This window comes from Phocaeicola sp. (genome assembly GCF_048170425.1).
Taxonomy (GTDB): Bacteria; Bacteroidota; Bacteroidia; order Bacteroidales; family Bacteroidaceae; genus Phocaeicola.
The window spans coordinates 1-15,631 of sequence record NZ_DBEXBB010000313.1 but is presented as its reverse complement, the minus strand read 5'-3'; the positions used below and the strand labels follow the sequence as shown (position 1 = coordinate 15,631).

The window sequence follows — 15,631 nt, the reverse complement described above, 5'->3', positions numbered from 1 at the left end:
TTAATACCCAGCAAACCAACTTTAGTCAAAGCTTCTGCATGACAGTAGTCAATATCTGCACGGAAAGTATGCAACGGAGTTCTTCCTTCTTTATACATTTCAGAACGGGCCATTTCTGCTCCATTCAAACGTCCTGAAATCAACACTTTGATACCTTCAGCGCCCATACGCATTGTGTTAGCGATAGCCATCTTGATGGCACGGCGATAGGCAATCTTACCTTCTACCTGACGAGCGATATTATTAGCTACAATAACAGCATCCAACTCAGGTCTCTTCACTTCAAAGATATTGATCTGAATATCTTTGTCCGTGATCTTCTTCAACTCTTCTTTCAGCTTGTCAACTTCCTGACCGCCTTTACCAATGATAATACCCGGACGTGCTGTACAAACCGTAATTGTCACCAATTTCAGTGTACGTTCAATAACAATTCTTGAAACGCTGGCTTTTGCAAGTCTGGCATTCAAATATTTACGGATTTTGCTGTCTTCCAACAAAGCATCACCATAATCATTGCCACCGTACCAATTAGAATCCCATCCTCTGATAATTCCTAAACGGTTGCTTATCGGATTAACTTTCTGTCCCATCTAGTCTTAATTTTGATTATCATTAGTACTCTTAGAATCAACGAACAAAGTCACGTGATTTGAACGTTTACGAATTCTGTAACCTCTTCCCTGCGGAGCCGGACGCATTCTTTTCAGCGTTGCACCACCATCAACATAAATCTTTGTTACAAACAATTCGCCACTTTCTGCCTTACGTTCGTTTTTCTGTTCCCAGTTAGCAATAGCAGAGCGCAACAGTTTTTCCACTCTTGCAGAAGCTTCTTTAGAAGAAAACTTCAAGACACCCAGTGCACGGTTCACTTCCATACCACGGATCATGTCAGCCACGAGACGCATTTTTCGCGGAGAAGTAGGAACATTTTGCAACTTTGCAAAATACATGGTCTTAAGGGCTTCTTTTCTTTTTTCAGCCGATATTTTTTTTCTTGCTCCCATTATTTATTACTTTATTATTTCTTCAGATTATCCTGCTTATTTTTTCTTATTACCTGCATGGCCGCGGAATGTACGTGTCGGTGCAAATTCACCCAATTTGTGTCCTACCATGTTTTCTGTAACGTAAACAGGAATAAATTTATTTCCGTTATGAACTGCAACTGTGTGCCCTACAAAATCAGGCGAGATCATCGAAGCTCTAGCCCAAGTCTTAACGACAACCTTCTTGCCGCTTTCATTCATAGCAAGCACTTTCTTTTCAAGTTTAACGTTAATATATGGACCTTTTTTTAATGAACGACTCATAATTTACTCAATTAATCAGTTATTACTTTCTTCTCTCAATAATATACTTAGAAGACTGTTTCTTCGGAGCTCTTGTCTTCAAGCCCTTAGCATACAAGCCTGTACGTGATCTTGGATGACCTCCTGAAGCGCGTCCTTCACCACCACCCATCGGGTGATCAACAGGATTCATAACAACACCACGGTTGCGAGGACGACGCCCCATCCAACGAGTACGACCTGCCTTACCGGAAGATTCCAATCCATGATCAGAGTTACCAACGCTACCAATAGTAGCCTTACAAGCACTAAGTATTTGTCTTACCTCACCTGAAGGCAATTTAATCACACAATACTTGCCTTCTCTTGAAGTTAACTGAGCAAAATTACCAGCTGATCTTACCAAAGCTGCACCTTGGCCCGGACGTAATTCTATATTATGAATTACAGTACCAACGGGGATGTTTTCAAGCGGAAGTGCGTTACCAATCTCAGGCGCTGCATTCGCTCCAGACATCAATGTGCTACCAACTTGCAATCCATTAGGAGCAATAATATATCTCTTTTCACCATCAGCATAAAACAGCAAAGCAATACGAGCCGAACGATTCGGATCGTATTCTATAGTTTTAACAACTGCGGGTACACCGTCTTTGTTTCTCTTGAAATCAATAAGTCTGTATTTTCTCTTGTGACCACCGCCCATATAGCGCATTGTCATTTTACCAACGTTGTTGCGACCACCTGTTGAGCGCTTTCCAAATACAAGAGACTTTTCTGGTACCGATGCAGTAATCTCTTCAAAAGTACCAATAATTTTATGTCTTTGCCCCGGTGTTGTGGGCTTAAATTTACGTACTGCCATCTTTATTAAATATTGCTATAAAAATCAATAGTATCGCCTTCTTTCAATGTTACGATAGCTTTCTTATAAGCATTCGTACGACCATTGATGATTCCAGACTTAGTGTAACGGCTTTTACTCTTTCCCGAGTATTTTAGCGTATTTACATCTACTACTGTAACATTATACAAAGCTTCAATCTCACTCTTAATTTCCAACTTGTTAGCTTCAGGACGTACAATAAAGCCGAATCGATTTAACTTCTCGGTAATTGCAGTCATTTTCTCAGTAACCAACGGTTTAATAATAATTCCCATTATCTAAGCCTCCTTTTTAAATTAAGATAAGATATTCTCGATAGCCTTGAGCGAGTTTTCTGTAACAACAAGAGTTTCAGCATTCAATACATTGTAAGTATTTAATGCAGAAGCAATTGCCACATTAGCACGTTCGATGTTACGAGCTGACAAATATACATTTTTATTAGCTTCCGGCAAAACGAGAAGCAACTTTTTGTCAGTAATTTTAAGATTATTTACCATAGAAACGAAATCCTTAGTTTTTGGAGCTTCAAATGTAAAGTCTTCAACAATAATGATTGCGTTTTCTTGAGCTTTATAAGACAATGCCGACTTGCGGGCCAATGTCTTAACTTTTTTATTCAACTTAAACCAATAGTCACGAGGTTTAGGACCAAACACGCGAGCACCACCCACCAATACCGGAGAGTTGATATCACCACGACGAGCACCGCCACCACCTTTCTGACGACCTAATTTACGAGTAGAACCGCTGATTTCGCTTCTTTCTTTAGATTTATGAGTTCCCTGACGTTGGTTAGCCATAAACTGCTTAACGTCCAAATAGATAGCGTGGTCATTGGGTTCAATTCCGAAGATAGATTCGTTTAACGTAACCTTTCTTCCGGTGTCTTCACCTTTAATATTTAATACGTTAACTTCCATTATTTCTCAATTATTACGATTGAACCTTTGCAACCCGGTACCGAACCTTTAATCAAAAGAAGATTGTGTTCCGGAATCACTTTTAATACCTGTAAGTTATGTGTAGTAACGCGGTCACCACCCATTTGGCCACCCATACGCATTCCTTTGAATACTTTTGCAGGGTAAGAACATGCACCGATAGAACCCGGTTTACGAGCGCGGTTGTGCTGACCGTGAGTAGTCTGACCTACTCCACCAAATCCATGTCTTTTAACTACACCTTGGAAGCCTTTACCTTTAGAAGTACCAACAACGTCAACATAAGCCGCATCATTGAACAACTCCACTGTAATAGTGTCTCCCAAATTCAATTCTGTTTCAAAATCTTTGAACTCGGCCAAGTGTCTCTTCGGAGTTACACCAGCTTTTTTAAAGTGCCCCATCAAAGGTTTGGTAGTATGCTTTTCCTTTTTGTCCTGGAAACCTACCTGAACAGCTGCATAGCCGTCTTTCTCAACACTCTTAATCTGAGTAACTACACAAGGACCAGCTTCGATAACAGTGCATGGTACATTTTTACCATCAGCACTGAAAACGGATGTCATTCCGATTTTCTTTCCTAATAATCCTGGCATTTCAGTTAATTTTTAAATGCATTAAACTTTAATTTCTACTTCAACTCCACTCGGTAATTCCAACTTCATCAGAGCGTCTACTGTCTTAGCTGTTGAGCTATAGATGTCGATTAATCTCTTGTAAGAAGACAATTCAAACTGTTCACGTGACTTCTTGTTAACGAAAGTCGAACGGTTTACAGTAAAAATACGCTTGTGTGTAGGCAATGGAATAGGACCGCTAACAATAGCACCTGTAGCCTTCACAGTTCTTACAATCTTTTCTGCTGACTTATCAACCAAGTTGTGATCGTAAGATTTCAGTTTAATTCTGATTTTCTGACTCATTTGTTTATTAAATTATTAATTGTTTATATTGGGAAAGAAGCTTGAGGACTAAGAGTCATTCGCTAGTCCTCATCAGCTTCCATCCTATTTCTTTTTATACCAAGTCTACGCGACCTTTTACTTCTTCCAGTACAGTCTTAGCGATTGAGCTAGAAACCTGAGCATGGTGATCGTAAGTCATTGAAGAAGTTGCACGACCTGAAGTGATAGTACGCAAAGCAGTTACATAACCGAACATTTCAGCCAATGGAACCATTGCTTTTACGATACGAGCGCCAGAACGACTAGTTTCCATACCTTCTACCTGGCCACGGCGTCTGTTCAAGTCACCGATTACATCACCCATATTTTCTTCCGGGGTTACAACTTCCAGCTTCATAATCGGCTCCATCAGAACCGGACCTGCCTTCACACAAGCATTCTTGTATGCCTGGATAGCACAGATTTCGAAAGACAACTGGTCAGAGTCAACCGGGTGGAATGAACCATCCTTCAAAACGACCTTCAAAGAATCAAGCGGATAACCAGCCAATACACCGTTCTTCATTGCAGTCAGAAAACCTTTCTGAACAGAAGGTATGAATTCCTTAGGAACGTTACCACCCTTCACTTCATCGATGAACTGCAAACCGCCCTGCTTGAAGTCTTCATCAACCGGACCTACAGAAACGATGATGTCAGCAAACTTACCACGACCACCAGACTGTTTCTTGTAAACTTCACGCAATTCAACAGTCTTAGTAATTGCTTCCTTGTAGCTAACCTGAGGACGCCCCTGGTTACATTCAACCTTAAACTCACGTTTCAGACGGTCGATAATGATATCCAAGTGAAGCTCACCCATACCAGAAATAACTGTCTGTCCAGTCTGTTCGTCAGTCTTCACAGTAAATGTCGGGTCTTCTTCAGCCAACTTAGCCAAACCGTTAGACAACTTATCAAGGTCTTTCTGAGTCTTAGGCTCTACTGCGATACCGATAACCGGTTCTGGGAAGTCCATTGATTCAAGAACAATCGGAGCAGTTTCATCGCAAAGAGTATCACCCGTACGAATATCCTTGAAACCTACACCAGCACCAATATCACCAGCACTGATTACTTCCACAGGATTCTGCTTGTTTGAGTGCATCTGGAACAAACGAGATACACGTTCCTTCTTTCCTGAACGAGAGTTGTAAATATATGAACCAGCTTCAACTTTACCTGAGTACACACGGAAGAAAGTCAAACGACCCACATACGGGTCAGTAGCAATCTTAAACGCCAAAGCTGAAGTCTTTTCATCTTCATCCGGTTTACGATCTTCTTCAGCACCTGTGTTCGGGTTAGTACCAACGATATTCGGAGTATCCAACGGAGAAGGCAAGAATGCACATACATAGTCAAGCAATGTCTGTACACCTTTGTTCTTGAATGAAGATCCACACAACATCGGAACGATTTCCATCTTCAAAGTACCTGCACGTAAAGCACGCATTACTTCTTCCTCTGTAATTGTAGAAGGATCATCAAAATATTTCTCCATCAATGCTTCGTCGAACTCAGCTACTTTTTCGAGCATCTTATCTCTCCATTCCTGAGCTTCATCTACCAAGTTTGCAGGGATTTCTTCTACATCATAGTCAGCACCCATTGTTTCATCGTGCCACAAGATAGCTTTCATCTTAATCAGGTCAACTACACCTTTGAAAGATTCTTCTGCACCAATAGGAATTACAACCGGACATGGATTAGCGCCCAATACATCCTTCATCTGACGAACAACTTCGAAGAAGTCAGCTCCAGAACGGTCCATCTTGTTAACGTAACCGATACGAGGAACATTGTATTTATCAGCCTGACGCCATACTGTTTCTGACTGAGGTTCTACACCGCCTACAGCACAATAAGTAGCCACAGCTCCATCCAATACACGGAGTGAACGTTCTACTTCTGCAGTAAAGTCCACGTGTCCCGGAGTGTCAATCAAGTTGATTTTATACTTGTTGCCAGCATACTTCCAGTAAGTAGTTGTAGCAGCTGAAGTAATAGTAATACCGCGTTCCTGTTCCTGTTCCATCCAGTCCATGGTAGCAGCACCATCATGCACCTCACCAATTTTATGGGTCAAACCTGTATAAAACAAGATACGTTCAGAAGTAGTTGTCTTACCAGCATCGATGTGCGCCATGATTCCGATGTTACGGGTCAAATGCAAATCATTTTTAGCCATTTTAAATTCGTCTTAATAGTTATTTACTAAATTAAAATCTGAAGTGAGCAAATGCACGGTTAGCTTCAGCCATGCGGTGCATATCTTCCTTACGTTTGAAGGCACCACCCTGTTCGTTATACGCATCGAGGATTTCTGCGGCCAATTTATCAGCCATTGTTTTTCCCCCACGTTTACGGGCAAAAGCAATCAGATTCTTCATAGAGATTGACTCCTTACGATCCGGACGAATTTCTGTAGGAACCTGGAAAGTAGCACCACCAATACGGCGAGACTTAACCTCCAGCTGAGGAGTTACGTTATCAAGAGCTTTTTTCCAAACTTCCAATGCTGAAGTTTCTTCACCAGGAAGCTTAGTTTCAACTGTTTTCAGAGCGTTGTAGAAGATTTCGTAAGAAGTATTCTTCTTTCCATCATACATCAGATGGTTTACAAATTTAGAAACCTTCTGATCATTAAATACTGGATCCGGAAGGATCACACGTTTCTTTGGTTTTGCTTTTCTCATTTTGTTTGATAATAATGTTTAGTTTGGGGCTGCATCTCTGTCTACTTCAACGCTTCCTCTGAAGCATTTACTCAACCTTAAAGCTTTTCCAACAAACCAAAACGAATTAATAAAAGTTTTTCTTAATAAGGATTGTACTCAGCCAGGATTATTTTTTACCCTTTCCTGCCGGAGCTGCCTGTCCTGGTTTAGGACGCTTTGCGCCATACTTAGAACGTCTCTGTGTACGGCCAGCCACACCTGCTGTATCCAGTGTACCACGAACGATGTGATAACGTACACCCGGAAGGTCTTTCACACGACCACCACGAACCAAAACGATTGAGTGTTCCTGCAAGTTATGTCCTTCTCCCGGAATGTAAGAGTTCACTTCCTTAGAGTTTGTCAGACGCACACGAGCAACTTTACGCATTGCTGAGTTCGGTTTTTTCGGAGTTGTAGTGTAAACACGTACGCAAACGCCACGTCTCTGAGGACATGAGTCCAACGCCGGTGATTTACTCTTATCAACCAAAACCGTTCTTCCTTTTCTTACTAATTGTTGAATAGTAGGCATTTTGTTTGATTTTTAATTGTTATATATTTATTTTTTTATGTTTCTACAATCCTTGTCGAAATACTACATTTCGGGCTGCAAAATTACAAATAACTTTTTAATAGACAAACAGTTTTTAGAAAGAAAAAGGCTCATTTCCCGAAAAAAACGAGAAATGAGCCTTTCGAATACGTTATTTATGTTTTTTTAAGCCTCCCCCTTGAAATCACTCAACGGTGGCACAAAAGTTTTTCCACCCTGTGCTTGCTGTTCAGGCATCCGAATCTGACCAAAATTCTGTTCATATTTAGTCACATTGTCCTGCAACGCAAACATCAGACGCTTTGCATGTTCCGGAGTCATTACAATACGAGATTGAACACCAGCCTTCGGCAAACCCGGCATCACACGCACAAAGTCAAGAATAAATTCAGAACTTGAATGAGTAATAATTGCAAGATTTGCATAAGTTCCCTGTGCCACTTCTTCTTTTAACTCTATCTGAAGCTGATTTTTGTTTTCGTTTTCCATAATGATAAAACTGTTTAATGAATTTATATGGCAAATGTAGGAAAAAAGTCGGAGTAAACTAATAAATCACATTCTTTTTCTAGTCCGTACGCCCATAATCCACTTCAAAAAGCTTTTTGTCCACCTTTCCACGTCGCGAAACGGCTATCTTTGCTCTCAAATTATTATCAAATCATTATATTATGAAAAATCCATTTATTCTAGGGTTTATTGCCCTCATCGTTTTTGTCACACACTCATCCATCGTACAAGCCGCAAAAAAAGATACTACTTTCGTAGCGACTCAAAACCCTATAGTTTCCTATAAATACCTGGGTGACCCCGCCGCATTGGTTTATGACGGTACTGTATACATTTATGCCGGGCATGATGAATGCCCCGCACCTCATCAATATTATTTGATGAATGAATGGTGCATTTTCTCTACAAAAGACATGAAGACCTTCACGGAACACGCCTACACCCTGAAAGCCACTGATTTCAAGTGGGCAAAAGGAGAGGCATGGGCTAGCCAGGTCATCGAACGAAATGGAAAATTCTATTGGTATGTAACCGTTGAACATGCCACTATTCCCGGGAAGTCAATTGGAGTAGCTGTTGCCGACTCTCCCCTGGGTCCCTTTAAAGACGCCCGTGGCAGCGCACTAATCACCAACGATATGACTACCCAGTATACCTCCATTGCATGGGATGATATAGACCCGACTGTGTTCATTGACAACGATGGGCAAGCTTATCTTTTTTGGGGCAACACACAATGCTACTATGCGAAACTAAAAGAAAACATGACGGAGCTGGACGGCCCAATCCAACCCATCAACCTTCCCAGATATACCGAAGCTCCCTGGGTGCATAAACATGGAAACTGGTATTACCTGTCTTTTGCTTCAGAGTTTCCCGAAAAATATGCTATGCCATGAGTAAAAGCATCAATGGACCGTGGAAATACAAAGGTATACTTAACGAAATAGCAGGAAACTCCAATACAAACCATCAGGCCATCATCGATTTTAAAGGAAAATCTTATTTTATCTACCACAACGGAAGCATAAATCCCAATGGTTGTGGATTAGAAGATCCATCTGCATCTACCCACTTTTTTACCAGAAAGACGGAAGTATCAGACGTATACAAATGACCACAGAAGGTATTTTCAAATAAAAAAAATCCGGAAGGAAATTCCCTCCGGATTTTTTTTATTTTTTGCGTTTGCTGCGTTTAGCCCAACCTTCTTCTGAGAAATCAGGTTCTTCTCCACGAAACGGCTGATTATCCTGCTGGAAAAACTGCTTCCAGTCATCTTTCTTTTTCGGACCACGAGGGCTAGTATACCCTCTTTCCTCCCGGCTCGGCTTCTTCGCCTTCTCCACTTTTGGCTTGTTCTCGGCCTTCTTTTCAGTCGACGCCTTCTTTTTCTTACCAGCCTTATCGCTTTTTCCCGTATTTTCCCCAGCAACTTCCACACAGACCTTACGTCCTCCACTCAACACAACTTTATTCAAAGCCTTTATTACCTGCGGAGCCTGCTCCTGAATCACCTCAAAAAACGAGAAGTTCTGCATCAAATCAATACGGCCAATCTGAATACGTTCCTTCCTTAAATTACGGTTTACCAGGTCTATAATCTGATTCGTATAAAAGCCATCCGTCTTCCCTAAATTCAAAAATAAGCGCGCATATCCTTTTTCTGCCTTACGGCCGACTTTTTCCTTATCCCCCTTACGAGACTCTTTCGCTTCCGTCTTTTTCTCATTAGCCTTAGGCTGTTCTATTTCAGGCGCATTCTTATAATAGTCCAAAAAGCGGTTAAATTCCAGAGAAACTACTCGCTTAATCAAATCTTCTTTGCTTAACCAATCCAGTTTGCGATAAATCCCGGGAAGGAAAGTTTCAATCTCCTCTTCATCCACCTTTACTTTTTCAATATCATCAATAACCTTTATCAGCTGCTGCTCACAAATTTCTTTTCCGGTAGGCAGTTCGCTAACTTCAAACTTTTTCTTGATGATATGCTCAATTTCACGCATTTTACCTTTTTCGCGCAAATTTATAATGGCGATTGAAATACCAGTTTTCCCAGCACGTCCCGTACGGCCACTCCGGTGTGTATAACTTTCTGTATCATCCGGCAGTCCATAATTAACCACATGCGTCAAACTATCTACATCCAGTCCTCGTGCTGCCACATCCGTTGCAACAAGAAGCTGCAAATGGCGTTGACGGAATTTTTGCATTACCAGATCACGTTGAGCCTGGCTCAACTCACCGTGCAAAGAATCTGCATTGTATCCATCTTGTATAAGCTTATCTGCAATCTCTTGAGTTTCTTTTCGCATACGACAAAAAACAATCCCATAAATTTGAGGATAAAAATCGACCACGCGTTTCAAAGCCAAATACTTGTCCTTTGCATGTACGATATACGCCACATGATTTACATTCTTGCTCCCTTCATTCTTTGTTCCGATAGTAATCTCCTTCGCCTCGTGCAAGTAGGTTTTAGCAATACGAGCGATTTCCGGACTCATTGTTGCAGAAAACATCAACGTGTTTCTATCTTCAGGCACATTCTCAAGAATTGTATTTATACTGTCCGTAAAACCCATGTTCAACATTTCATCGGCCTCATCCATCACCACGTCGCGGACGGTTCCCAGACGAGCCACCTTACGCTCCATCAAGTCTATCAAACGGCCAGGAGTTGCCACAATAATGTGTACCCCCCTTTTCATGCTACGAATCTGGCTATCGATGGAAGATCCACCATATACTGGCAAAATCTTCAAATCTGTAATATACTTAGAGTAGTCAGTCAAGTCACCTGCAATTTGCAGACAAAGTTCACGTGTCGGGCAAAGCACCAATGCCTGCGGCACACAATTTTTCACCTCAATCTTCTGAATCAGCGGCAGACCAAATGCGGCTGTTTTTCCGGTTCCGGTTTGCGCCAGAGCCACTACATCATTGCCGTTTCCCAACAAATACGGGATTACTTCTTCCTGCACGGGCATGGGACTTTCATATCCCATTTCCTCAATCGCCTTGCGTATTTCTTGCGAAACGCCAAGTTCTTCAAATGTTTTCATTCAATTCAAATATCTAATTTGCTGCAAAGATACAGACAATTCAAATGCTGCCAAATAGTTTATTCTTTTTGACTCAAAAGTTTTTTTACGGCGTTCTTATCTTGCTGTAGCTGCAGCGTCAGCTCTTCCACGTTCTCAAACCTTACTTCAGGGCGTATATAGTCTACAAACTCTACTTTTATGGTTTCCTGATAAATATCCTTTTCAAAATCCAGAATGTGAACTTCCACGGTTATCGACTGGTCATCGTCGTGTACGGTAGGACAGCTTCCGATATTCAACATTCCCTCATACCGTTTTTCTCCTAAATAAACATGTACCGCATACACCCCCGATGCTGGCAACAACTTGTCTGCACACAAAGGCTGAATATTGGCTGTCGGGAAGCCCAAGGTACGCCCCACCTTACGCCCGTCAACCACTCTCCCAGTCAAATAATAATTATAGCCCAAATAAAAATTTGCCAGTTCTATCTTCCCTTCACCCAGACAAGTTCGAATCAAGGTAGAACTTACAGAAGCGCCTTCTTCCATCAAAGCTCTGGACTGCATCACTCGCATACCAAGTTCTTTCCCATATTGGCAATATTCCTGGAAACCCTCACTCCGGCTATGACCAAAATGATGGTCATGGCCTACAAAAAGAGTCTGCACATGATATTCTTCATGCAGAACCTTCATAAATTCACGAGCAGATAGCAGCGACAACTCCTTTGTGAAAGGCAACAACACGCAATACTCTATCGGAGACTGTTCAAAACGTTCTATTTTCTGGGAAAGACACGTGAGCAGCCGAGGACGAAAACTAGTATCCAAAACCTGCCGAGGATGATTAGCAAAAGTTATCAAACAAGAAGCGATACCTTCTGCCTTAGCAATATTATGAACTTGCTCAAGCAAATATTGATGTCCTCTATGTACTCCATCAAAACAGCCTATCGTCGCTACACATGGGGGAAGACTTATACTTGCAGAACCTGTAACTATTTCCATTTATTTACTTATGAAATTTTGAAGTTGTATTTCCAGATTATCTCCTGGAACATAGTGAAAAACTTTAATCCCTAATAAAGAAGCTGCCTGACAATTATCTTTGGAATCATCTACAAAAAGAGTTTCTTCTGCTTTAATCCCTGCCTCTTTCAATACGGTCCGAAAAATTTCAGCATCAGGCTTTGCTAAATGCATCTGATATGAAAGAAACACTCGCGTAAAGCAACCAAGCATCTGCATTCCTTTATAAACGAACTTATCAGCACAATGCTCCCAATGCAAATCATTTGTATTACTTAATAAATACAATTTATAGTTCTCTTGAAGTTTCAATAACAATTCGAACTTATAATCTGGAATATCTTTCAACATAGCATTCCATATCTGATCTATCTCCTCACCCGGAAGTTCACGCCCCACTTCTTTGCAAATACGATCCCGAAACTGGTCTGTAGTCAATGTGCCACACTCATACTCCTTAAAGAATCCTTTTTCATTCGTTCCGGTCATCCACTGACGCACTTCACGCAGTCCAACTTCCTCCAAACGTTCCATACAACGGTTAACATCCAAGTCAAGGAGCACACCGCCTAAATCAAATATAATATTTTTAATCCGGTTCATTTTTTCATCATCCGTTTAACTCCTCGCCAAATCTCACCAATCCAAAGTACCACAGAAGTACCGGCTATGATATAAGCCCATTCCAATGCAGGCAAAGGCTCTGTACGGAAAACCTTGCCACCAAAAGTAACAATAATGAACTGACCAACCAGAATAATCAGTGCCACTCCTAACATACCCATCGCATGACCGGCATCTTTAAAGATAGAATGATTCGTACCAAATACGCTGGCATTAAACAGGTTCCAGAACTGCAGCATGACAAAAATCGTAAAGAAGACAGTCAGATGATGCACATCCATACCGCCAGGCATATTCTTAAAGAAAGCCAGCAGCCCCATCAGTACAATCAAGAATCCGGCACCCACACCGAATATATTGTTCCGCATGGCAGGAGATATGATAAAATCAGTACGCTTGCGAGGTTTTTCATTCATTACATCCATGCTCGGTGCAATAGACGCCAACGCCATTGCTGCAAATGTATCCATAATCAGGTTCACCCACAGCATTTGAGTAACCGTCAGCGGAAGCTCCGTACCTAAAAAAGCGCCCAGCAACACGCTCAGCAAAGCTACCACATTGATGGTCAACTGGAACACAATAAAGCGCTGGATATTCTTATACAACGAACGTCCCCACATCACTGCAGTAGCAATACTATGGAAGGAGTCATCCAACAACGTAATATCGCTGGCCTCTTTCGCCACAGAAGTACCTGTTCCCATTGACAAACCCACCTGTGCATGATTCAATGCCGGCGCATCATTTGTTCCGTCGCCTGTCACTGCAACCACTTCACCTTTTTGCTGGAGCAACTGTACCAGACGTTGTTTATCCATCGGACGTGCACGGCTCATCACCTTCAAGTCAACCACTCTCTCCAAAGCCTCTTCATCGCTCAAGGCTGCGAACTCCACTCCAGTAATACGATTTCGTTCGGTATCTTCCGGTGTCCATAACCCGATTTGCCGTGCAATCTCTGTGGCAGTACCCGGAGTATCTCCCGTCACAATCTTCACACGAATACCAGCCGACTGACATTTCTTTACAGCTTCAGGCACATCTGGACGAATAGGGTCGCTGATAGCAAAAATTCCCATAAATGTCAACCCGCCTTCCTTCACCAGCTCCGCACAATCCGTACTGCTATTTCCAGGTATTACCTTATATGCAACTCCCAATGTACGCATAGCCTGATTCTGGTAGGCCAAAAGCTGTTCATTATATTGCTTAATCCGTTTTTCTTCCAGGCTACATTTTCCCATCACAATCTCTGGTGCACCCTTCACATAAAGCACACGTGCATTCAAGACAGAAGAATCTACCAATGTAGCCATGTATTTTCTTTCCGTAGAGAAAGTAAGCTGATTTACCGTCTTCGCCTGATTTCTCAATGAGATATAATCTATTCCCTGCTCATTCAGCCAAAGTAAAAGAGCCACTTCTGTAGGATTTCCTACTCCGGTTGACTTACCTTCCCCTTCTTTTTCTTCCAAGAAAGCGGTAGAGTTAGTCGCTATGCCTTCTGCTATCAGGCTTTTCTGAGATTCATCCAGTTGCGCATCATGCACCTGCATCAGGTTCTGTGTCAGCGTACCTGTTTTATCTGTACAAATCACTGTAATGGCTCCCATTGTTTCACACGCATGCATTTTACGAACCAGATTGTTTGTTTTCAGCATACGGCGCATATTCAATGCCAAACTCAAGGTCACACTCATAGGCAATCCTTCAGGTACAGCCACCACAATCAAGGTAACAGCCATCATAAAATACTTCAACACGATACGTGCTATTTCAAGCCACTGATGCCAGTCGGTCACCGCTGTTACGCTTAAATACGCATATAAGTCTTTCGCTGTAAAGATAACGAAAGTCAATGTGGCAATTGTAAAGCCAGCTTTACCTATCAGATTAGCCAATTTGGTCAACTGCAAATTCAACGGAGTCTGTTCCTGACTCTGCTCTGTAGCTTGTCGAGCCACCTTACCTATCTCAGTGGAGTCTCCCACTCTTTCTACACACATTACGCCGTGCCCATCCGTTACTGTGGTTCCACGCATTACGGAATTGGACGGGTAAGTAGCTTCTTCATCAAAATGGCCTTCATCCGTTGTTTTATTCACCATCAACTCTCCAGTCAGACTGGATTCATTTACTTGCAACGATACCGCTTCAAGCAACACTCCATCTGCCGGGATTTCATCACCAGTATTTAATATCACCACATCCCCTACTACAATATCTTTCTTGGGAATTTCATGTACCTTTCCATTACGAATCACCATTACCGGAGTTTCCTCCCCTACGGCATTCAACAAATCAAACTTCTTATTGGCATCATATTCAAAGTAAAATCCGATGCCAGTAGCTAAGAAAATAGCAAAAAATATACCGATTGTCTCTGCATATTCATTCTCAATAATTGAAATTAACAGAGAAAAAGCAGCTGCAACGAGGAGCACTTTAATAACCGGATCCTGAAATTTCTCCAAATATAGTTTCCAAATAGATGGCCGCTTGGGAGGAGTCAACAGATTCACCCCATATTTTTGACGATTTTGAAGAACTTCCTGGTCAGTTAACCCTTTAAAACGAGAATCTTGTGCGTTGTGTGACATACGTCTGATAATTAATTATTAATGTCGGCAAAAATACAATATATATTGCAAGCATCTGTTCCATTAGTTTTTTTTATCATTTTTTTCTAACCAGATATTGCAGATTTCAACTCAAACCATTACTTTTGCAACGCATTTCCAAATGATTTCCTTTGGAATACCGGACTTGTAGCTCAGTTGGTTAGAGCAACAGACTCATAATCTGGAGGTCCCTGGTTCAAGCCCAGGCTGGTCCACGTTAGAAATCAAGCACTTACAAAGTTTTTGTAGGTGCTTTTTCTTTTATTGGTGACCCTCAGGTGACCTTTTCAAAGCGAAACTCTATCCCCGTGACCTTTTGAAATTCCATCGGATTGCAGAGAATTTTATATGCTTTTTCTATTGGATTAGAGTAATATAATCAAGAAAATTGGTATATTTGTTTTTGGATTGAGCAAACTATATTCGATATACATTGCTCAAAAGATTCAT

The 15,631-nt window shown here is 41.6% G+C and carries 16 protein-coding genes, 1 tRNA gene and 1 pseudogene; 2 read left to right on the top strand and 16 right to left on the bottom strand.

The window, feature by feature from the left end:
• From rpsC to ACMJ0U_RS12020, 12 genes are all read right to left on the bottom strand, one after another.
• Window positions 1-593, bottom strand: a 593-nt coding sequence (gene rpsC / locus ACMJ0U_RS12075; RefSeq protein ID WP_417130130.1) for a 30S ribosomal protein S3, incomplete at its 3' end; no start/stop codon positions are given.
• Window positions 594-599: 6 nt separating this feature from the next.
• Window positions 600-1,010 carry a 50S ribosomal protein L22 gene (rplV, locus tag ACMJ0U_RS12070; RefSeq protein WP_005844856.1) on the bottom strand — a complete coding sequence of 137 codons (411 nt, stop codon included), beginning with the start codon at window positions 1,008-1,010 and terminating at the stop codon, window positions 600-602.
• A 36-nt stretch (window positions 1,011-1,046) separates the two neighbouring features.
• Window positions 1,047-1,316: a 30S ribosomal protein S19 gene (gene rpsS / locus ACMJ0U_RS12065; protein ID WP_002558070.1), complete on the bottom strand. Its 270-nt coding sequence runs from the start codon at window positions 1,314-1,316 to the stop codon at window positions 1,047-1,049.
• A 22-nt stretch (window positions 1,317-1,338) separates the two neighbouring features.
• Window positions 1,339-2,160, bottom strand: coding sequence for a 50S ribosomal protein L2 (gene rplB, locus ACMJ0U_RS12060; RefSeq protein ID WP_005844853.1), 822 nt, complete (start codon window positions 2,158-2,160; stop codon window positions 1,339-1,341).
• 5 nt (window positions 2,161-2,165) lie between these two features.
• Entirely contained in the window at window positions 2,166-2,456 is a 291-nt protein-coding gene (rplW, locus tag ACMJ0U_RS12055) for a 50S ribosomal protein L23 (RefSeq protein ID WP_005844851.1), read from the bottom strand.
• A gap of 21 nt (window positions 2,457-2,477) precedes the next feature.
• Entirely contained in the window at window positions 2,478-3,104 is a 627-nt protein-coding gene (rplD, locus tag ACMJ0U_RS12050) for a 50S ribosomal protein L4 (RefSeq protein ID WP_007838944.1), read from the bottom strand.
• Window positions 3,104-3,721, bottom strand: coding sequence for a 50S ribosomal protein L3 (gene rplC, locus ACMJ0U_RS12045; RefSeq protein ID WP_005844847.1), 618 nt, complete (start codon window positions 3,719-3,721; stop codon window positions 3,104-3,106). Before rplC ends, rplD begins: the two co-directional genes overlap by 1 nt.
• Window positions 3,722-3,742: 21 nt before the next feature.
• Entirely contained in the window at window positions 3,743-4,048 is a 306-nt protein-coding gene (gene rpsJ, locus ACMJ0U_RS12040; RefSeq protein WP_002558075.1) for a 30S ribosomal protein S10, read from the bottom strand.
• A gap of 94 nt (window positions 4,049-4,142) precedes the next feature.
• Complete coding sequence (gene fusA, locus ACMJ0U_RS12035) at window positions 4,143-6,260, bottom strand: elongation factor G (RefSeq protein ID WP_417130129.1); 2,118 nt, start codon at window positions 6,258-6,260, stop codon at window positions 4,143-4,145.
• A gap of 31 nt (window positions 6,261-6,291) precedes the next feature.
• Window positions 6,292-6,768 (bottom strand): 30S ribosomal protein S7, encoded by a 477-nt coding sequence (gene rpsG, locus ACMJ0U_RS12030; protein ID WP_417130128.1) that lies wholly within the window; start codon window positions 6,766-6,768, stop codon window positions 6,292-6,294.
• Window positions 6,769-6,916: 148 nt separating this feature from the next.
• Window positions 6,917-7,324, bottom strand: a complete 408-nt coding sequence (rpsL, locus tag ACMJ0U_RS12025) for a 30S ribosomal protein S12 (protein WP_007559394.1) — start codon at window positions 7,322-7,324, stop codon at window positions 6,917-6,919.
• A 186-nt stretch (window positions 7,325-7,510) separates the two neighbouring features.
• Window positions 7,511-7,834 carry a DUF3467 domain-containing protein gene (locus ACMJ0U_RS12020; RefSeq protein WP_007559395.1) on the bottom strand — a complete coding sequence of 108 codons (324 nt, stop codon included), beginning with the start codon at window positions 7,832-7,834 and terminating at the stop codon, window positions 7,511-7,513.
• A 179-nt stretch (window positions 7,835-8,013) separates the two neighbouring features.
• Here ACMJ0U_RS12020 and ACMJ0U_RS12015 point away from each other — a divergent pair.
• Window positions 8,014-8,995 (top strand): annotated as a pseudogene (locus ACMJ0U_RS12015) (glycoside hydrolase family 43 protein).
• A 35-nt stretch (window positions 8,996-9,030) separates the two neighbouring features.
• On the opposite strand, the gene ACMJ0U_RS12010 reads toward ACMJ0U_RS12015, so the two are convergent.
• The 4 genes from ACMJ0U_RS12010 to ACMJ0U_RS11995 are packed head-to-tail and all read right to left on the bottom strand — an operon-like array spanning window position 9,031 to window position 15,160.
• Complete coding sequence (locus ACMJ0U_RS12010) at window positions 9,031-10,920, bottom strand: DEAD/DEAH box helicase (RefSeq protein ID WP_417130127.1); 1,890 nt, start codon at window positions 10,918-10,920, stop codon at window positions 9,031-9,033.
• Window positions 10,921-10,979: 59 nt separating this feature from the next.
• Complete coding sequence (gene ribF, locus ACMJ0U_RS12005; RefSeq protein ID WP_417130126.1) at window positions 10,980-11,912, bottom strand: riboflavin biosynthesis protein RibF; 933 nt, start codon at window positions 11,910-11,912, stop codon at window positions 10,980-10,982.
• Window positions 11,913-12,536, bottom strand: a complete 624-nt coding sequence (locus ACMJ0U_RS12000) for an HAD family hydrolase (RefSeq protein ID WP_007559400.1) — start codon at window positions 12,534-12,536, stop codon at window positions 11,913-11,915.
• Window positions 12,533-15,160, bottom strand: coding sequence for a calcium-translocating P-type ATPase, PMCA-type (locus ACMJ0U_RS11995; protein ID WP_417130125.1), 2,628 nt, complete (start codon window positions 15,158-15,160; stop codon window positions 12,533-12,535). The genes ACMJ0U_RS12000 and ACMJ0U_RS11995 overlap by 4 nt, the downstream gene beginning before the upstream one ends.
• 162 nt (window positions 15,161-15,322) lie before the next feature.
• Here ACMJ0U_RS11995 and ACMJ0U_RS11990 point away from each other — a divergent pair.
• Window positions 15,323-15,396 (top strand) — tRNA-Ile (locus ACMJ0U_RS11990).
• Window positions 15,397-15,631 lie beyond the last annotated feature (235 nt).